Consider the following 18,352-nt stretch of genomic DNA (forward strand, 5'->3'; position numbering starts at 1 on the left):
AGATCATCATGCGCGACGAGGCCATGATCAACTCGTTCAGCCGGCGGTCCGCGCTCGGCCTCGGCCTCGGCGTGGTGGGCGCCGCGGCGGTCGGCTGCTCCAACGAGGGCCGCGGGGTGCAGAACGCCCCCGGCGGTGAGGACCTGCAGCTGCCGATCAGCCTGGAGCGGCCGGAGCTGGAGGGCACCACACTGAGCAAGGTGCCCGACGTCCCGCCCGCGTACAGCAAACTGCCGATGCCCGGATTCCAATCCGTACAGGAAAAACCGGGCCGCGGTGGCGAGGTCTCCACGTTCACGATCACCTGGGGCGTGCCGGCCGAGCTGGACGGCAACGTCTGGTACGAGACGCTCAACGAGGCGCTCGGGGTGACCCTGAAACCGATCGTCGCTCCGGCCCAGTCGTTCGGCGACAAGCTGGTCACCACGATCGCCAGCGGCGACATCCCCGACATCACGACGAACGAGCCGAGCTACCGCGGCCGGGCCGCCCGGAAGTACCTGCCGCAGGGCGTCTTCCATGATCTTCGCACGTTCCTCGGCGGCGACAAGGTGAAGAAGTATCCGAACCTGGCCCTGGTGCCGGCCTACGCCTGGCAGAACTCGCGGATCAACGGCGCGATCTACGGGGTCCCCTGCTACCGGAACCGGACCATCGGCGGCACGATCTCGTACCGTGCGGACTGGGCGGCGAAGGGCGGCTTCGACGGCAAGCCGGCCAACGCGGACGAGTTGTTCGAGTGGCTGAAGGCGATGAAGGCCGGCGGCGGGAAGGACACCTATCCGCTGGCGACGATCGACCAGACGTTCAACTTCTGCGGCGGCCAGGTGCAGGGCGTGCCGAGCGGCTGGCGGGAAGAGGGTGGCAAGCTCACCAAGGATCTCGAGACCGACGAGTACGAAGCCGCGCTGATCTTCGCCAACAAGCTGTGGAACGAGGGTCTGGTCCATCCCGACGTGCTGACGCTCACCCCGAACGCGGCCGAGTACCAGGGCTATTTCACCAGCGGCCGGGTCGGCGTCTGCAACGGCAGCATCGACGCCTACTTCGGCGTCGTCGGCCAGTTCGCGAAGGTACGGGAGCGGGAGCCGGAGGCGCAGTGCGACGTGTTGGTGCCGCCGGGCCGAGACGGCGGGCGCGGCGTGATCACCCCGGACCTCGGCTTCTACTGCATGCTCAGCATTCCCTCCTCCGTCACCGACGAGGCCCGGATCGACGAGCTGCTTCGGGTGATCGACTATCTCGCGGCGCCGGCCGGCAGCCTGGAGTACAACCTGGTCCACTACGGCGTCGAGGGCCACAACTACACCGTCAAGGACGGGCTGCCGGTCGGTACGACGGACGAGAAGATCGCGGCGGAGAGCTTCCTGATGCAGCTCAGCGCCTTCAACTACGGCTTCTTCTTCCCCGGCGCACCGGCCGAGGAAGCCGCGACGTGCCAGCGGTACGCGGAGCAGATGACCGAGTGCTTCGTCCCGGACCCGACCGCCGGCCTCGACTCGGAATCCTCCTATTCCAAGGGAGACGCGCTGTCCGCCCTGGTGCAGGACTTCGTCAACGGCATCGTCACCGGCCGCAAGCCGATCAGCGATCTCGCCGAGCTGCGGGAGCGCTGGAAGAAGAACGGCGGCGACGACGTCCGCCACGAGTACGAGCAAGCCCTCGCCGAACAATGACCACCCCGAAACCCAGGATGTGATCTTGCCGATGTCCCGGCTGCGTACCGACGACGAGTTGAAACGGCTCCGCGAACGTTGGACCGACCCCGCCTTCGCCACCGCCCGCGATTCCCTGCTGGAGCAGGCCGAAACGGCGCTGGCGGCCGACCTGCGCCCGGTCGGCGAGGCCGGCGGCTGGGGCCACGCGTTCCACTGTCCCGATCATGTGGTGCCGCTGGAGTTCGACCCGTCCGGGCCGCCGCAGCACCGCTGCCCGGTGGACGGGAAACTCTGGCAGGGCGAGGATTTCGACGGCGGCTGGCGGTGTGCGCTGAACGGCCGGATCATGGGCGGCATCCAGGCCTGTGCGACGGTGGTCGCCGCGGTCGGGCCGGAGGCCGGTGATCGCCGGCTGGCGTACCCGCGGGAGATTCTGCTCGACTACGCGGAACGCTATCCGAACCTGCCGCCCTCGGGCCGCTGGGCCGGGAAGGGCAAGATCACCGGGCAGGGCCTGGAGGAGGCCGTCTGGGCCATCGGCGCCTGCCGGGTCTACGACGCGATCCGTGATCAACTCTCCGACGCCGACCGGACCATGATCGAGACCGGGCTGCTGCGCGGGCTGGCGGCACACCTCACCGATCAGCTGTTCGGAAAGATCCACAACATCGAATGCTGGCAGCTGTCCGCGCTGGCGCACCTCGGCGTGATCTTGGACGACGACGACCTGATCGCGCTGGCGGTGGACGGCGAGACCGGGCTGACCGCCCAGTTCGCCGAAGGCATCCTCGACGACGGCTGGTGGGCCGAGGGCTCGCCGACGTACCACTACTACATGCTGTCCGGGGCCCTGGCCGCGGCCGCCGCGCTGCGGGAGCGGCGGCCCGCGTTTCTCGAGACCCGCGGGCTGCGCGACATGCTGCTCACCCCGCTGTCCATGATCAGATCCGACTTCAGCCTGCCCGCGACGAACGACGGCTGGAACTCGATCGCCTTCCCGTACGGGCTCGCGCAGTATGCCGGCCACTACGAACAGGGGTACGGGCTGTGGCCGGACCCGCGGTTCGCCGAGGTGCTGGCCGCCTGCTACGCACAGGGCACGCCGCGGACCGGGGAGGCGGCGTTGGCCCTCGGGCCGGACCTGACCGACGTGGCCGCGCCGGCGGCGTGGCCGCTGAAGACCGTGCACCCGACCAGCGGGTACGCCATCCTGGCCGATGATCATCGCTACCTGCTGCTCAAGTACGGCCCGCACGGCGGCGGGCACGGACACCCGGACAAGCTGCAACTCGATCTCTGGGCGGACGGCGTCCGGCTGGCCCCGGACGCCGGCTCGCCGGCCTACACCTCGCCGTTGCAGGGACCGTGGATCCGGCAGACGCTGTCGCACAACACGGTGCTGCTGGACCAGACCTCCCAGCCGGAGGCCGAGGGGACCTTGATCAACTTCCGGGACCCGGCCGAGCATCCGTACGGGCTGGCGGAGGCGTCGGTGACCTGGCCGGAGGACCCGGACGCCGTCGCCGGGCGGCAGGGATCCTGGCTGCGCGAGCCGCGGCGCACCCACGTCCCTGCCTATGCCGGGGCCGAGTTGCGCCGGTCGGTGCTCTGGACCGCCGACTACTTCGTCGACCTGGTCCGAGTCGAGGCGCCGCAGGAGGTGCCGATCGATCTCGCCTGGCATCACCGGGGCGTCCTGCTCGGGCGGGATGATCTTGAGCCGGTCGACTGGCGGCCGCCGGACGAGACGTACGCGATCTTGAGCGAGGTGCACCGGCTCGCCCCTCAAGATCAAGAGTGGCAGCTGAGTTGGGAGGTCGAAGGCGTCACCACCCGACTCTGGGCCCACGACCCCGAGGGAACCGAAGTGATCACCGCGACCACCCCCGGCAACCCGCCGGCCGAACCGCAGAGCACCGTCCTCCGCCGAGCCCACGGGCGAGCGGCCCGCTTCGGCGCCGTGATCGAGACCTCCCGCGGCCCCGGCCGGATCGATGCCGTCGAGTGGGAGGACCGGGGCGAGACCCTGATCGTTTCGGTGCGGCTGCCCGACCGAACCGACTCCTGGACCCTCCCGGCCAGCGGTGTCGCGACCTAACCGCCGACCGGTCACCAACGCAGCGGTTTTCGCGGCGGTCGCTGCGGTTGTGCCCGGTCACCAACGCGACGGGCAGGGCGCGCCAGGACTCCACGCCCTTGTCATCGCTGAGTGTGACGGAACAACCGCGTGAGATCGATTTCGACGGTACGAAGCATCACACTCGGCGCATGTACGTCGTGCCGAGTCCGCCAACCTGGCCGGTCAGGTCGGCTAACCGCGCGGGTCCTGGTAGACCTTGCGCGGGAAGACCGCATGCGCGCCGGCGACCCGGTCCAGGAACAGCAGGCCGGCGCAGTGATCGATCTCGTGCTGCAGGGCGCGGGCCTCGAAGGCGTCGGTGACGATCTCGATCCGCTCGCCGGTCACCGGCAACAGGCCGGCTACGGTGACCCGGTTGGCCCGCTTCACGTCGCCGGTGAAGTCGGGCACCGACATGCAGCCCTCGCGGGACTTCTCGTTGCGGCTGGCGGCGATCACGTCGGCGTTGATCAACACGATCAGGCCGTGGCAGGTCTTGGTCTTCGGGTGCTCGGTGACGTCGACGCAGAACGCCCGCGCCGCGACGCCGATCTGCGGCGCGGCCAGGCCGACGCAGCCCGGGGACACCCGCATCGTGGCCACCAGGTCGGCGCAGAGCTGGGCCGCCTCCGGGCTGGTCGGGTCGAGCTCGGGGGCGGCGGTGGACAGCACCGGTGCCGGCGCGCGCACCACGTCACGGACCTGCCCGGTGGGCAGTGCCGGAAGCTGGAAGGTCACAGTTCGTCGCGCTCCACCGGGCGCAGATTGGCCCCGACCCCGAGCTCGGCCGCCACCTCGGCCACCCGCTGCCGTACGTCCTCGACCACGCCCGGCGGCAGGTCGACCTCGGCGAGCAGCAGATAGAGATCGCCGGACAGCCGGGTGGACAGGTCGGTGATGTTGCCGCCGGCCTCGGCCAGCACGCCGGTCAGCCGGGCGACGATGCCGAGCTGGTCGGCGCCATGCACGGTGATCAGGTACGACTCCCCGACCGGCGCCTGGTCGGCCTCCGGATCGATCTCGCGCACGCTGACCGAGAGCGAGTCGTCGATGATCGCGGCGAGCTTGGCCTCCACCTCGGCCGCCGTGGTGCTGCCGGTGCAGATCAGGGTCATCGCGAAATGACCGCGGAGCAGCGTCATCGAGGAGTCCTCGAGGTTCATCTGCAGGCCGGCCAGTTGGTCCGCCGTCCGGGCGATGATGCCGGGCCGGTCATGCCCCAGCACGGTGATGGCGAGATGAGTCACCCGGGCATTGTGCCAAACCCCGCCGTTCGGGCGGGCTCAGGCTCAGGCTCAGGAGAGCAACGAGAGGGCGATCCCGTCCAGGATGTCCGCCTCGCTGACGACCATCCGGTCCGTGCTCACCCGGCGGGCCACCCGGCTCGCGACCAGGGTGCCGCCGCAGATGACGTCGGCGCGGCCGGGATGCATCGACGGAATGGCCCGGATCTCCTCGACCGTCTTCGCCGACAGGTCGGCCAGCAGCCCGGCCAGCGCGTCGACGGTGATGATCGAGCCGTGCACCTTGCTCCGGTCGTAGGCGGTCAGCCCGAGATTGACCGCGGCCAGCGTGGTCGCCGTACCGGCGACGCCGACCCAGACCCGGGCCGCACCAAGATCGATGCCGCTCGCGTCGATCAGTCCGTCCACGTACGCGGCCGCCCGGCCAAGATCATCCGGAGCGGGCGGTCCGGCCCCGAGGAACCGCTCGGTGAGCCGGACCGAGCCGACGTCAAGCGAGCGCGCGGCCAGGATCGTGCCGTCCAGTTCACCCAAGATCAACTCCGTCGAACCGCCGCCGATGTCCATCACCAGCACGGGTCCCGGGCCGCCGCCCGCCATTCCACTCAGTGCACCGGTGAAGGACAACTCCGCCTCCCGGTCGCCACTGATGATCTCCGGCCGGACGCCGAGCCGCTCCTCGATGCCGGTGAAGAACGCCTCCCGGTTGCCGGCATCCCGGGCCGCGGAGGTGGCGACGAAGTCGATCTTGTCCGCGGGTACGCCGGCGTCCTTGATCAACAAGGCATAGCCTTCGGTGGCGGCGAAGGTCCGGGCGAGCGCGTCGGGATGGAACTCGCCGGTCGCGTCGACGCCCTGGCCGAGCCGGACGATGTCGGTCCGGCGCTCCAGCTCGACCAGCCGGCCGTCCGGGCCGCGCTCGGCGATCAGCAGCCTGATCGAGTTCGTACCGCAATCGACCGCGGCGACCCTGGTCATGCTCGCATCCTCCCCTGTCCGATCGGTGAGACGTCAACTCTGCAGCGACACGCCGCCCAAACGCCTGCTTTAGTGCCCGGTCGGCGGACAGATGAGGGGGAGGCGGGCCAGGGCCGCGTCGCCGATCGGGTTCACGCCGGGGCCGGCGGCCAGGCTGTGGGCGACCAGGGCGTGCAGGCACTTCACCCGGTCCGGCATCCCGCCGGCGCTGACCCCGGCCAACTCCGGGACGTCGCCGAGCGCCGCCCGGTCGGCCAGGTACGCCTCGTGCGCCCGCCGGTAGGCCGCGGCAACCTCGGGGGCGTCGGCCAGCAGCTGCCCGAGTTCGACCATCACCCCGATCGACTCCAACCGGGAACAGGCCGCGACCGCGTTCGGGCAGGTCAGGTAGTACGTGGTCGGGAACGGAGTGCCGTCCGGCAGCCGCGGCTCGGTCGCGACCACGCCCGGGTGCCCCGCCGGGCAGCGATAGGCGATGCCCGCCACGCCCCGCGGCGGGCGGCCCAGCTGTTCTTCGATCACCGCGGCGTCGGCCGCCGACATCGGCTCCAGCTTCGGGGGTTCCGGTGTCCGGGCGCCGCTCATCGGCCGTTCTTCGGGGCGGAGCTGGCGGTGATCGTCGGCTCCTCCGTCGGCTCCGGTGCCGGCGCGGCCGGCGGCTGGTCGGCCCGGGCCAGCGAGCCGAGCAGGCGTTCCCACCACGGCGTCTGGTCCTCCTGCTGTTGCGGTGCGTCGGTCGGGTCATCGGTCGGGGCGCCCTCGACGACCCGGTAGCCGACCTCGCCGGGCAGCACCCAGCCGAGCCGTTCCCGGGCCTGCGCCTCGACGTACGCGTCGTCCTGCCAGCGGTCCAGATCCCGTTGCAGGGCGCCGATCGCGGCCTCCCGCTCGGTGATCTTGGCCTTCGTCGCGGCGATCTCCTGCCGCTGCTCGAGGTAGATCCGCAGGCTGCTCGCGTACGAGATCGTCAGAATCAGCAACACCACCGCGAGCGCGATGGCCCGGGTGGTGATGCTGGTGCGGCGCCGGAACACGGGGCGCGACGCCGGAGTGGAGTCGGAGGTGTCATCGATCGGCCCGTTCGCGGCCGGGCCGGACCGGTCCCCGGCGGTGCGCCGGGAACCCTTCGGTCGGGCCGTCTTGCGTCCGGGAGCCGCGGCAGGACGGGGAAGGTTGCGCCGGGCTGACATCGATCCATTGTCTCCTTAGCGGACGGTGAAACGCGGGAACGCGGCCGCACCGGCGTAGCGCGCCGCGTCGTCCAGGTCCTCCTCGATCCGCAACAACTGGTTGTACTTGGCGACCCGCTCGGACCGGGCCGGGGCGCCGCTCTTGATCTGGCCGCAGTTCGTCGCGACGGCCAGGTCGGCGATCGTGACGTCCTCGGTCTCGCCGGACCGGTGGCTCATCATGCAGCTGAAGCCGCTCCGGTGGGCCAGCTCGACGGCGTCCAGGGTCTCGGTCAGCGAACCGATCTGGTTCACCTTGACCAGCAGCGCGTTGGCCGCCTTCTCGTCGATGCCGCGCTGCAGCCGCTCGACGTTGGTGACGAACAGGTCGTCGCCGACGATCTGCAGCTTGTCGCCGAGTTGGCTGACCAGGGTGGCCCAGCCGGCCCAGTCGTCCTCGGCCAGCGGATCCTCGATCGACACGATCGGGAAGTCCGCCGCCCACTTGGTGTAGATCGCGGTCATCTCCTCGGCGCTGTGCTTCGTGCCCTCGAAGGTGTACGCGCCGTCGGCGAAGAACTCCGTCGCGGCGACGTCCAGCGCCAGCGCGATGTCGGTGCCGAGCGTGAGCCCGGTCTTCTCCACCGCGGTCGCGATCAGTTCCAGCGCCGCCACGTTCTGCGGCAGGTTGGGGGCGAAGCCGCCCTCGTCGCCGAGCCCGGTGGCCAGGCCCTTCTGCTTCAGCACGGACTTGAGCGCGTGGTAGACCGACACGCCCTGCTCCACCGCGTCGGCGAACGTGCCGGCGCCGATCGGTGCAATCATGAACTCCTGCACGTCGACATCGGAGTCGGCGTGCGCTCCTCCGTTGAGGATGTTCATCATCGGCACCGGCAGCGTCCGGGCGTTGGTGCCACCGATGTAGCGGTAGAGCGGCAGGTCCGCGGAATCGGCGGCGGCGTGGGCGACCGCGAGCGAAACCCCGAGGATCGCGTTGGCGCCGAGCTTGGCCTTGTTGTCGCTGTCGTCCAGGTCGAGCATCGCCTGGTCGATCAGCCGCTGCTCGCTGGCGTCGTACCCGAGGAGTTCCGGGCCGATCTGGTCGATCACGCCGAGGACGGCCTTGCTGACGCCCTTGCCGCCGTAGCGGTCACCGCCGTCGCGCAACTCCACCGCTTCGAACGCACCGGTCGACGCACCGGACGGGACCGCAGCCCGGCCCTCCGCACCGTCGTCGAGAATGACCTCGACCTCAACCGTGGGGTTGCCGCGGGAATCGAGGATCTCCCGGGCGCCGACAAACTCGATACTGGCCACGAACTTAGCTGCCTTTCCTGGAATGGGGCATTGCGTCCCCAGCGTAACGACCCAACACGGGGGTTCTCGGACGCGGCAGGCGAATGGCGCGTGTGCGTCCCACGAAATGCAGACCAACGGGGGTGCTGGTTGCCGGGATCAGCGCGCCAGCGCCGCGACCGTGGCGTTACCGCCGCAGATCACCAGACCCAGTCGTGCGTCCGGGCCGACCCGGTCGAGCACGGTCCGGGCCGCCGGGATCAGGCAGCCGGCCGCCGGTTCGGCCCACACCCCGGCCTGCTCGGCCAGCGTGATCGCGCCGGCCACGGCCTCGTCGTCGGAGACCACGATGACGTCCTCGACCAGTTCCCGTACGTGCTCGTACGTCAACGAGGACACGTGCGGAGCGCTGAGGGTGGTGACGATCGAGGTCGGCCGGAAGTCGACCGGGCCGCCGGCCGCCAGGGCACGGCTCATCGCGTCCGCCCCTTCCGTCTCGACGCCCCAGATCCGTACCCGCGGATCGAGTTCGCGGAAGGCCACCGCGACGCCCGCGATCAGCCCGCCGCCGCCGATGCTGACCAGCACGTCGGTGAGGTCCGGCGCGGCGGCCGCGAACTCCAGGCCGACGGTCCCCTGCCCGGCGACAACGACCGGGTCGTCGAACGGATGGACGAGGGTACGGCCCTCGGCGACCAGGTCGTCCAGCAGCGCGAACGCGTCCGCCATGTCCGGCGTCAGCCGCACCTCGGCGCCCGCGGCACGGCAGGCGTCGATCGACCGCTGCGGCGCGGCCTCGGACATCACGACGGTCGCGGCGATGCCGAGCGAGCCGGCCGCGTCGGCCAGCGCCGTGCCGTGGTTGCCGCCGCTGACCGCGACCACCCCGGCGGCCCGCTCGGCCTCGTCCAGGGTGAGCAGCTTGGCCAGCGCCCCGCGGAACTTGAACGACCCGGATCGCTGCAGTTGTTCGAGTTTCAGCGTGACCGGCACCCCGAGCAGGGCGGTCAGGCCGGGGCTGGCGACGGTAGGTGTGGCGACGATCTCGCCGGCGATCCGAGCCGCTGCCGTACGCAGGGCTTCGGGGGTCACCAGCCGGACCGATGGCACCGGCGCGACCTCACAGTCCTGACTGGTCAACGGCGGCGGCGTCCGCTCAACGCGTGCACCACGTTGACGGCCACAATGCCGCCCCAGGAGATCAGGATGCCGACGATCGGCGGATCCACCAGGGTGCTGATCGCGGTGATCGGGATGCCGGCGCCGAGCGAGACGATGCCGAGCGCGAACCGCTGGGTCCGGGTCGAGCGCTCCGCCGCCTCCTCGGCCCGGGCGGTGCGGTGCTGCTCCTGCAGTTCGACGCCGCGGTGGTACGCCAGCTGCTCCATCCGCTCGGCGAGGCCGGCGGCGATCTGCTCGTCGAACTCCGGTCCCAGCTCGTGGCGGGCGGCCATCGCCGCGGCCGCGTCGCGCTGCACCTCCTGGCTGGGCCGCGGCATCGGCGGCGGGACTGGCATCCCCGGGTGCGGCATGGGTGGCATCGCCCCGGAGAGGTGCTGCGTGGGCCGCTGCTCCGGATGCGGGTACGTCTCCGGATTGGGAAGGGTCACCCACAAGACAGTACCGACACTGATCAACGCAGGTGGCCGAACCGGCGACGATCCCGGCATCCGGCGCCGGTGACTACGCGACGTTGTCGCGTTCGAGGTCGGACAGCCAGCGTTCGGCCTCGGCCGGGCGGCGGAAGACGATCACCCGCGGCCCCTCCGGATCGGCCGCCCAGCCGCGGATCCGGGCACTCTTCGGGCCGCACGACTTGAAGTGCCACCAGATGATCGAGTCGCGGCGGAGCATGGTGCGCCAGGTCTCGATGTTGCCGTTGCAGGTCGGCACCTTCTTGATCACGTTGACCAGGCAGCGCCGGATCAGCCGGCCCAGCGAGAGCAGCCGCGGGTAGTCCAGCGCGATGATCACCTCGACCCGCTCCAGCACCACGTCCAGCCCGGCCCCGTACCCGTGGTCGAGGATCCAGGCGTCGCCCGCGCAGATCGCGGCGATCCGGCGGCGCTGCTCGTCCTTCGGCACCGGCACCCAGGGCCGGTCCCAGGTCAGGTCGTCCACCGCGTGCCAGGGCAGCCCGATCCGCTCGCCGAGGCGCCGGGCCAGCGTCGTCTTGCCCGAGCCGGTCACCCCGTAGACCAGGATCCGGCGCACCGGTGTGCCGTCCTCGTTGATCACCGTCCGGATCCTAGTGGCGGCGGCCCGCTAATGCTCGGAGTTGAGGATCCGTCGCGCCTCGGCCTCCGGCACCGGAGCGAAGTCGCGGTAGGCCTGGCCGACCGCGCGGAAGATCGCCGGGATCGACGGGCAGACCAGCCGGTCGGCGCGGTCCGTGATCAGCCGGGCCGCCTGCTCGGAGGCGACCGGGACGGCCGCGATCACGGACCCGGCGCCGACTCGGCGGACCGCCTCGATCGCGACCAGCATCGTCGTGCCGGTGGCGAGGCCGTCGTCGACGATGATCACCGGCCGGCCCGACAGGTCGAGCGCGGGCCGGTCGCCGCGCAGGGCGCGGTGCCGCTCGTCGAGGTTGCGCCGCTCTTCCGCCAGCACCCGCTGGTAGGCGGGCTCGGTCACACCGGCCATGGCGATCACGCGGTCGTTGCGCAGGTGTTCGACCCGGTCCCCGATCCGGGCCAGGGCACCCATCGCCAGCTCCGGCTGGTCCGGCACGCCGAGCTTGCGTACCGCGACGATGTCCAGGCCGACGCCGAAGCGCTCGGCGATCGGCGCGGCAACCGGGACGCCACCCCGGGGCAGTGCGAGCACTGTCGGCGCGTCGGCCTGATCCTCGGGGTGGTCCAGCAGGGCGGCCAGCTGTCGGCCGGCGTCGGCGCGGTCGGCGTACCGACTGTTGATCATGACCGATCGCCCTCCGCCGTGCGCACGGCTGCTTCAAGATCACGTACCGCATCGCGAACGGCCTGGTCCGGATCGATGCCCGCCGCCTGCGCCCGGGCCACCAGCGCGACGATCTGCACACCGACCTCGGCCGGCTCGATCGGCTGGTCCGGCAACTCGACGTCGACCTTCCGGGACCGGGTCCGGCTGATGATCTTGTTCGCCCGGGCCAGCGCGGACAGCTGCTCCGGAATCCCTTCCAGGACTGAGGTCCGGCCCTTCTCAGCCGCCTTGCGCTGCTCCCAGGTGTGATTCAGGTCCGCCGGTGCGGTCTCCGCCGCGAAGACGTGCGGGTGCCGCCGGACCAGCTTGTCGGCCACCCCGGCCGCCACGTCGTCGAGATCGAAACCGTCGGCCGCTTCGGAGGCGATCTGGGCGTGGAAGTAGACCTGCAGCAGCAGATCGCCGAGTTCCTCGGCCAGATGATCTTGGTCGCCGGTCTCGATCGCCTCGACCAGTTCCCCGGTCTCCTCGATCAGGTACTGGACCAGCGAGCGGTGGGTCTGCTCGGCGTCCCACGGGCAACGGCGGCGCAGGGTCGCCATCACCTCGGCCAGCCGGCTGAGTTCGGGGAAGACCTCGCCGCCGGCGGCCGCGACGGTCATGACCGCGGAGCCGGCAGGGACAACGACTCGGAGCCCGCGCCGACCATCGACCCGCCCTGCGCGTAGGCGTCCGGCTGCCAGGTGCCGTACCGCGGATTGAGTCGCACCTCGGCGTCGCCGAGCGCCCTCAGGAACGTCTCGTCGCCGACCCGCATCCGGACCAACTCCGCGTCGGCGAGCGCGTACGCCAGCTCGCGGGTCCGGCCGTTCCCGAGCAGCGAGCCCAGGTTGGACGGGGAGATCAGAGCGTCGCGTTCGGAGTCGGAGATCTTGATCCCGCGCTGGGTGGCCGTCTGCTCGGCGATCTCGCCCAGCACCAGGCCATTGAGCACCCCGCCCGAGCTCGCCCGCTGACCCTGGGTACGCAACACCTCGTCGGCCGCGACGGTGATCTCGTGCAGGTCCCGGTCACTGATCTGGTTCGGGCCGACGTAGGCCGCGACGTCCGGAGCGCTGCCGGCGCAGCCCGTCGTGACGACAACAGCGGCGGCCGCGATCAGGCCGGCGATACGGTGCAGGATCTTCACCGGCGTCATGTTACAAGCGACGTCGGCTGCACGATCAATCGAAGCCCGGCCGGTGCGTGACCGCCGATACCCTCGACCTTGGAATCACGCGAGGAGGCGACGATGCCGCGGATGGTGGTCGAGGTGGACAACGCATTGCTCGGTGAGGCGGCCGAGGTCCTCGGGACGACGACGCCGACCACCACGGCGAACGCGGCCCTGGCCGAGGTGATCAAGCGCCAGCAACGACAGGCTTTCTTCGACTGGCTTGAGTCGGGCGGACTGCCGGACCTAACCGGACCCATCGAACACGCGCAGGAGGACACCGGCACCGTACCCCCGGAATCAATCCGTGGGTAGGGCTCGTCGAAGCTGGCCGAGAAGGGCTGGATAGGGATCGGTGAGAGGCTTCCGACCTGTTCGCAATTCCTCACGGATCGCCCGGAGCGGTTCGCCGGCAACGTAGTGCCGACCCCGTCGCTCTCCGCGGGCCTCCAACAGGCCGGCGTCGGCACCGTTGACCAGATCCCGGGTCGCGGTGCGTTCATCGAGGCCGGTCAGCTTGACGTAGGAGGGCCGCGTCACGCGGAGGCCGAGCAGGGCGTCGAAGAGGGCCGCGCCGACACGTTCGTTGAGCTTGTGCTGAGCCACCAGTTCGTCGACGCGCCGCAATTGGGTCTCGGCTTCGTCGAACCGTCGGCGCACGGTCTGTGCTTGCAGGTGATGCGCGCGCAGGTTGAACCTCACCCAGAGCGACGTGTCGTTCGCCGGGTTCCACCGGCCGCGGCCGGTGGCCGCCAGGACGTCGTAGTAATCCTGGGTGTTGTTCCCCAGCCACTCCTCGATGCTGGAGAAGGTCGGTTCGACAACCTGGTCCTGGGCCAGCTCCATCGTCTGCAGCGCGCGGGCCATCCGACCGTTGCCGTCGCGGAACGGATGAATCATCACCAGGTTGAGGTGCGCCATCGCCGCCCGCACCAGCGGGTCGCCATCCCTCGGTGCTGCCAGCGAGACCGATAGGGCTCGCATCAGATCAGGCACGTCGGCTTCATCCGGGCCCGTGTAGACGTTGATCCCACGGCGGTCGTCACGGACGAAGATCTCCTTGGTGCGGTACCGACCCGGGCCCTTGGCCAGGTCATGATCCAGCAACATGAAGTGCATCGACCGCAGGACGGTTTCATCGATCACGAAACCGGGCTCGGTCGAGACGTTGATGACGTACGTGAGCACGCGGCGATAGCCCAGGATCTCCGCCCAGGTCGCCTCATCAGCGGCCAGCGGCGGCTCGTCGTCAACGGCGGCGACCGCATCCTCCTCGCTGACCGTGTATCCCTCGATGGTGTTCGAGCCCTGGATCGCCCTGGCGGCCGAGGTCCGTCGTAGGACGCCGTTCCATCGCTTGGGTACGCGGAGGAAGTGCGCAAGTGAGATGCGGAGATCGTGGACTTCGCGGATGACGTCGTGGTCAGCGCGGTCGAGGGCTGGGGTCTCGAAGAGTTTCACCATGGCACTTTGTCCTTTAATAAGTGCCAAGCCTACCTTCTTTCGGTGTCTCTATGTCACTTAATAAGAGACATAGTGACACCAGTCAGGCGAGGAAGATGTTGTTGATCACCTCGGTGGCCCAGGCGAGCAGTTCCTTGTCGACGATCGGCGGCCCGCCGATCGTGCGGGAGCGGGGCCGGGTGACCAGGATGAAGCCGGCGGCCTCCTTCACCACGCTGCCCGGATAGAGCCGCTTCAGCCGGAGCACCTTCGACTCGGTCAGGGAGGCCGGGCCGAACCGGATGTAGTTGCCCTGGCCGACCACCTCGGTCAGTCCGGCGTGCCGGGCCAGGATCCGGAACTCGGCGATCGCCATCAGGTTGTCCACCTCGGCCGGCAGGTCGCCGTACCGGTCCTGCAACTCGGCCCTGACCTCGCCGAGGTCGTCCAGGCTGCGCACCTCGGCGATCCGCTTGTACATCTCCAGCCGGAGCCGTTCCGACTCCACGTAATCCGTCGGCAGCCGGGCGTCGACCGGCAGTTCGATCCGGACCTCGGTCGGAGCTTCGGACTCCTGGCCGCGATACTCCGCGACCGCCTCGCCGACCAGCCGGATGTAGAGGTCGAAGCCGACGTCGGCGATGTGGCCGGACTGCTCGCCGCCGAGCAGGTTGCCGGCGCCGCGGATCTCCAGGTCCTTCATCGCCACCGCCATGCCGGCGCCGAGATCGGTGTGCGCGGCGATCGTGGCGAGTCGATCATGGGCGGTCTCGGTGAGCGGCTTCTCCGGCGGATAGAGGAAGTACGCGTAGCCGCGCTCCCGGCTCCGGCCGACCCGCCCGCGCAGTTGGTGCAACTGGGACAGGCCGAGCAGGTCGGCCCGCTCGATCAGCAGCGTGTTGGCGGTGGAGATGTCCAGGCCGGCCTCGACGATCGTGGTGCAGACGAGCACGTCGGCCCGGCGCTCCCAGAAATCGACCATCACCTGTTCCAGCCGGTGTTCGCCCATCTGCCCGTGGGCAGTGACCACCCGGGCCTCCGGCACCAACTCCTGGATCCGCTTGGCCACCTTCTCGATGCTCTGCACCCGGTTGTGGATGAAGAAGACCTGGCCCTCGCGGAGCAGCTCGCGCCGGATCGCCGCGGTCACCTGGGCTTCCTCGTACGGGCCGGCGAAGGTGAGCACCGGGTGCCGTTCCTCCGGCGGGGTGGCGATCGTGCTCATCTCGCGGATGCCGGTGATCGCCATCTCCAGCGTGCGCGGGATCGGGGTCGCCGACATGGCGAGCACGTCGACGTCCATCCGCAGCTTCTTCAGCTGCTCCTTGTGCTCGACGCCGAACCGCTGCTCCTCGTCGATGATCACCAGGCCGAGGTCCTTGAACTTCACCTCGCCGCTGAGCAGCCGGTGGGTGCCGATCACGACGTCGATGCTGCCGTCCTTGACGCCCGCCTTGGTGGCGTTCGCCTCGGAGTCGGTCTGGAACCGGCTCAGCGGCGCGACCCGGACCGGGAAGCCGGCGTAGCGGTCGGCGAACGTCGCGTAGTGCTGCTGCACCAGCAGCGTCGTGGGCACCAGCACGGCCACCTGCTTGCCGTCCTGGACCGCCTTGAACGCCGCCCGGACGGCGATCTCGGTCTTGCCGTAGCCGACGTCGCCACAGATCAGCCGGTCCATCGGCACGATCTGTTCCATGTCCCGCTTGACCTCGTCGATCGCGGCCAGCTGGTCCGGCGTCTCCACGTAACCGAACGCGTCCTCGAGCTCGCGCTGCCAGGTGGTGTCCGGCTCGAACGCGTGGCCGCGGCTGGCCTGGCGGGCCGCGTACAGCTTGATCAACTCGGCGGCGATCTCCCGCACCGCGCGCCGGGCCCGGCCCTTGCGCTTGTTCCAGTCGGCGCCGCCCATCCGGTCCAGGCTCGGGTGCTCGCCGCCGACGTAGCGGGTGAGCAGGTCCAGCTGATCCATCGGTACGTAGAGCCGGTCGCCCGGCTGGCCGCGCTTGGACGGCGCGTATTCGATCACCAGGTATTCCCGAGTGGTGCCGGCCGCCGTCCGCTGCACCATCTCCAGGTAGCGACCGACGCCGTGGTGCTCGTGCACGACCGCGTCGCCGGGAACCAGTTCCAGCGGGTTGATCTGGTTCCGCCGCCGGCTCGGCATCGTCCGGGAAGCCTTGTCCGCAACGGCTCCGCGGCCGGAGAGATCACCGGCGGTGAGGACGGCGAGCCGCAGGGCATCGGCCACGAAGCCGTGCCGCAGGGCGCCGGTGCTGACGGTGATCGCGCCCTCGCCGGGGGTTTCGGAGCCGTCGCCGATCCGTACCTGAAGATCATGTTCGGAGAGCACCTCGACCATCCGCTGGGCCAGACCGTGCCCCTCCGCGATCACCGCGAGCCGCCAGTTGTCGTGCACCCGGGCGGCAAGATCGCGAACGGCCGCCTCGGTGTCGCCGCGGTACGTCTCGCCAACCTGGCCGGCGATCGTCCGGGACTCGACGCCGGCCGTGCTGACCTGGGTGCTGAAGTCGATCAGCTCGCCGTCCTCGGTGCGCACCGGCTCCTCGCCGGTCGCGGGCCCGGCGCTGAACGGGGACAGCGTCCACCAGGCCAGCCCGCGGTCGAGCGCGGCCTGGCGCACCTCGGCCAGCCCGCGGTAGGCGGACGCGCCGAGATCGATCGGCGCCTTGCCGCCGCCCGCCGCCGCGGCCCAGGAGGCCTGCAGGAACTCCTGGCTGGTGGCGACCAGGTCCTGCGCCCGGCCGCGGATCAGTTCGGGGTCGCAGAGCAGGACGTGGGTGTCGGTCGGCAGCAGCTCGACCAGCAGCTCCATGCCCTCGACCAGCGCCGGCGACAGGGACTCCATCCCGTCCACGGCATGCCCGGCGGCGATCTTGTCGAGCATCTCGATCAGCTCGGGATGCTCCTCGGCCAGGGCCTTCGCCCGAGCCCGTACCTCATCGGTGAGCAACAGTTCCCGGCACGGCGAGGCGACGATCGAGTCGATGGTCTCCTCGTCGGACCGCTGGTCGGCGACCGAGAAGTGCCGGATCTCCTCGACGGTGTCGCCGAAGAAGTCGACCCGGACCGGATGCTCCTCGGTCGGCGGGAAGACGTCGACGATGCCGCCCCGGACGGCGAACTCGCCGCGCCGCTCGACCAGGTCGACCCGGACGTAGGCGGCGCCGACCAGGTCGTGCGCCAGCGAGTCGAGGTCGTAGTCGTGACCGGCCTGGATCCGGACCGGGCGCAGGTCGGCCAGCCCCTTCACCTGCGGCTGCAGCACGCTGCGGACCGGCGCGACGATGATCTTGGGCGGCGTCTCGCCGTCGGTGCCGGCCAGCCGGCGCAGCACGGCCAGCCGTCGGCCGACCGTGTCGGAGCGCGGGCTGAGCCGCTCGTGCGGCAGCGTCTCCCAGGCCGGGTAGTAGACGACGTCGTCCTCGGCCAGCAGCGACTGCAGGGCCGTGGTGAGTTCCTCGGCCTCGCGGTACGTGGAGCTGACCAGCAGCACCGGTCGCCCGGCGCCACCGTCCTCGGGGGCCGCGGCCAGGGCGGCGGCGATCAGCGGCCGCATCGGAGCGGGTGCCGTCAGGTCGAGCGCGCTGACGGTACGCGCACGTGCGTCGCCGATGGATTCGGCAACGGTGGGTTCTTGAGTGAAAAGGTTGACGAGTCCCGAAAGGGTCACCGAGACAACCTACAACCCTCCCCCGACATTCAGTCCACGAGTTCGCTCGCGGCGATCCGGAGCGGGAACGGCTGTTCGGTGGCGAACTCCTCGTCGCCGGTGACCCGCAGGGGATCGCCGTATGTTCCGTCCACCAGAGTCCACGCGGTGATCGACGGCTCGTCCGGATCAACGACCCAGTAGTGCTCCACGCCGGCGCTCTCGAACCGGGACCGCTTGAGGACCAGGTCGAAGCGTCTTGTGGACGGCGAAAGAACCTCGACCGCCAGCACGGGAGCCGCCGGAAGGTCCGCCTCGGTGAGGTCCGCGATCCGGCCCACCAGGAGGTCCGGCTGCATCACGGTGTCGATCGCCAGCACCACATCGAACGGCGCCGGGATGACGCGCAGACCTGCCGGACATGCCTGTTCGAGCTCGATGCCCAGCAGGAACGCGGCCCGTTGGTGCCGCATCCGCGGCGCCGGGGACACGATCAGCGTCCCGTCGATGAGTTCGTAGCGGTGCCCGTCATCGGGAGCGTCCGCCAGGTCGGCGCGAGTCAGCGGCCGGCTCAACGGCAATCGCCACGCCTCCGCCTCGGCTGTCATGGAAGCCATCGTAGTGTCCTTTCCCCTTCACGGAGCCGACGACAGGGCGA

18 protein-coding genes are annotated in these 18,352 nt (G+C 70.3%); 3 read left to right on the forward strand and 15 right to left on the reverse strand.

Features of this window, described 5'->3' with window-relative positions; genetic code table 11:
• Positions 1-8: 8 nt before the first annotated feature.
• Both BKA15_RS09010 and BKA15_RS09015 read left to right on the forward strand, forming a co-directional pair.
• On the forward strand, positions 9-1,676 hold the full coding sequence (locus BKA15_RS09010) for an extracellular solute-binding protein (protein WP_179750003.1): 1,668 nt from the start codon (positions 9-11) through the stop codon (positions 1,674-1,676).
• Between the two features lie 31 nt (positions 1,677-1,707).
• On the forward strand, positions 1,708-3,756 hold the full coding sequence (locus BKA15_RS09015) for a heparinase II/III domain-containing protein (protein ID WP_246322729.1): 2,049 nt from the start codon (positions 1,708-1,710) through the stop codon (positions 3,754-3,756).
• Positions 3,757-3,969: 213 nt separating this feature from the next.
• Here BKA15_RS09015 and def read toward each other — a convergent pair whose 3' ends face one another.
• The 12 genes from def to BKA15_RS09075 form a co-directional block, all read right to left on the reverse strand.
• Positions 3,970-4,515: a peptide deformylase gene (gene def / locus BKA15_RS09020; protein WP_312878887.1), complete on the reverse strand. Its 546-nt coding sequence runs from the start codon at positions 4,513-4,515 to the stop codon at positions 3,970-3,972.
• Positions 4,512-5,024 (reverse strand): glycine cleavage system transcriptional repressor, encoded by a 513-nt coding sequence (locus BKA15_RS36780; protein WP_179750007.1) that lies wholly within the window; start codon positions 5,022-5,024, stop codon positions 4,512-4,514. Before BKA15_RS36780 ends, def begins: the two co-directional genes overlap by 4 nt.
• Before the next feature lie 48 nt (positions 5,025-5,072).
• Entirely contained in the window at positions 5,073-5,999 is a 927-nt protein-coding gene (locus BKA15_RS09030) for a Ppx/GppA phosphatase family protein (protein ID WP_179750009.1), read from the reverse strand.
• A 69-nt stretch (positions 6,000-6,068) separates the two neighbouring features.
• On the reverse strand, positions 6,069-6,584 hold the full coding sequence (locus tag BKA15_RS09035) for a DUF501 domain-containing protein (protein WP_376766797.1): 516 nt from the start codon (positions 6,582-6,584) through the stop codon (positions 6,069-6,071).
• Entirely contained in the window at positions 6,581-7,189 is a 609-nt protein-coding gene (locus tag BKA15_RS09040) for an FtsB family cell division protein (RefSeq protein ID WP_179750011.1), read from the reverse strand. The genes BKA15_RS09035 and BKA15_RS09040 overlap by 4 nt, the downstream gene beginning before the upstream one ends.
• Positions 7,190-7,204: 15 nt before the next feature.
• Entirely contained in the window at positions 7,205-8,485 is a 1,281-nt protein-coding gene (gene eno, locus BKA15_RS09045; RefSeq protein WP_179750028.1) for a phosphopyruvate hydratase, read from the reverse strand.
• 138 nt (positions 8,486-8,623) lie between these two features.
• Positions 8,624-9,574: a threonine/serine dehydratase family protein gene (locus BKA15_RS09050; protein WP_218871153.1), complete on the reverse strand. Its 951-nt coding sequence runs from the start codon at positions 9,572-9,574 to the stop codon at positions 8,624-8,626.
• Positions 9,575-9,600: 26 nt separating this feature from the next.
• Positions 9,601-10,074 carry a hypothetical protein gene (locus BKA15_RS09055; RefSeq protein WP_179750030.1) on the reverse strand — a complete coding sequence of 158 codons (474 nt, stop codon included), beginning with the start codon at positions 10,072-10,074 and terminating at the stop codon, positions 9,601-9,603.
• 73 nt (positions 10,075-10,147) lie between these two features.
• Positions 10,148-10,702, reverse strand: coding sequence for a P-loop NTPase family protein (locus tag BKA15_RS09060; RefSeq protein ID WP_218871155.1), 555 nt, complete (start codon positions 10,700-10,702; stop codon positions 10,148-10,150).
• Between the two features lie 27 nt (positions 10,703-10,729).
• Entirely contained in the window at positions 10,730-11,386 is a 657-nt protein-coding gene (locus BKA15_RS09065; RefSeq protein WP_179750032.1) for a phosphoribosyltransferase, read from the reverse strand.
• Positions 11,383-12,030: a nucleoside triphosphate pyrophosphohydrolase gene (locus BKA15_RS09070; protein WP_179750034.1), complete on the reverse strand. Its 648-nt coding sequence runs from the start codon at positions 12,028-12,030 to the stop codon at positions 11,383-11,385. The genes BKA15_RS09065 and BKA15_RS09070 overlap by 4 nt, the downstream gene beginning before the upstream one ends.
• Complete coding sequence (locus BKA15_RS09075; protein ID WP_179750036.1) at positions 12,027-12,557, reverse strand: hypothetical protein; 531 nt, start codon at positions 12,555-12,557, stop codon at positions 12,027-12,029. Before BKA15_RS09075 ends, BKA15_RS09070 begins: the two co-directional genes overlap by 4 nt.
• Before the next feature lie 111 nt (positions 12,558-12,668).
• On the opposite strand from BKA15_RS09075, the gene BKA15_RS09080 reads away from it, so the two are divergent.
• Positions 12,669-12,896, forward strand: coding sequence for a hypothetical protein (locus BKA15_RS09080; RefSeq protein ID WP_218871157.1), 228 nt, complete (start codon positions 12,669-12,671; stop codon positions 12,894-12,896).
• Here the strand turns inward: BKA15_RS09080 and BKA15_RS09085 are convergent.
• The 3 genes from BKA15_RS09085 to BKA15_RS09095 form a co-directional block, all read right to left on the reverse strand.
• Positions 12,882-14,045 (reverse strand): Fic family protein, encoded by a 1,164-nt coding sequence (locus BKA15_RS09085; RefSeq protein WP_179750040.1) that lies wholly within the window; start codon positions 14,043-14,045, stop codon positions 12,882-12,884. The two genes, BKA15_RS09080 and BKA15_RS09085, sit on opposite strands and share 15 nt — an antisense overlap.
• Before the next feature lie 82 nt (positions 14,046-14,127).
• On the reverse strand, positions 14,128-17,715 hold the full coding sequence (mfd, locus tag BKA15_RS09090) for a transcription-repair coupling factor (RefSeq protein WP_179750042.1): 3,588 nt from the start codon (positions 17,713-17,715) through the stop codon (positions 14,128-14,130).
• 29 nt (positions 17,716-17,744) lie between these two features.
• Positions 17,745-18,311, reverse strand: coding sequence for a Uma2 family endonuclease (locus BKA15_RS09095; RefSeq protein ID WP_218871159.1), 567 nt, complete (start codon positions 18,309-18,311; stop codon positions 17,745-17,747).
• Positions 18,312-18,352 lie beyond the last annotated feature (41 nt).

Origin of the sequence: Microlunatus parietis (genome assembly GCF_013407955.1) — a bacterium.
In the GTDB taxonomy this organism is placed as follows: Bacteria; Actinomycetota; Actinomycetes; order Propionibacteriales; family Propionibacteriaceae; genus Microlunatus; species Microlunatus parietis.

Coding starts and splice junctions, on each gene's coding strand:
- BKA15_RS09040 (WP_179750011.1), bottom strand. CDS start 7,189: ATGTCAGCCCGGCGCAACCTTCCCCGTCCTGCCGCGGCTCCCGGACGC.
- BKA15_RS09030 (WP_179750009.1), bottom strand. CDS start 5,999: ATGACCAGGGTCGCCGCGGTCGATTGCGGTACGAACTCGATCAGGCTG.
- BKA15_RS09080 (WP_218871157.1), top strand. CDS start 12,669: ATGGTGGTCGAGGTGGACAACGCATTGCTCGGTGAGGCGGCCGAGGTC.
- BKA15_RS09015 (WP_246322729.1), top strand. CDS start 1,708: ATGTCCCGGCTGCGTACCGACGACGAGTTGAAACGGCTCCGCGAACGT.
- BKA15_RS09065 (WP_179750032.1), bottom strand. CDS start 11,386: ATGATCAACAGTCGGTACGCCGACCGCGCCGACGCCGGCCGACAGCTG.
- BKA15_RS09010 (WP_179750003.1), top strand. CDS start 9: ATGCGCGACGAGGCCATGATCAACTCGTTCAGCCGGCGGTCCGCGCTC.
- BKA15_RS09035 (WP_376766797.1), bottom strand. CDS start 6,584: ATGAGCGGCGCCCGGACACCGGAACCCCCGAAGCTGGAGCCGATGTCG.
- BKA15_RS09095 (WP_218871159.1), bottom strand. CDS start 18,311: ATGGCTTCCATGACAGCCGAGGCGGAGGCGTGGCGATTGCCGTTGAGC.
- BKA15_RS09085 (WP_179750040.1), bottom strand. CDS start 14,045: ATGGTGAAACTCTTCGAGACCCCAGCCCTCGACCGCGCTGACCACGAC.
- BKA15_RS09070 (WP_179750034.1), bottom strand. CDS start 12,030: ATGACCGTCGCGGCCGCCGGCGGCGAGGTCTTCCCCGAACTCAGCCGG.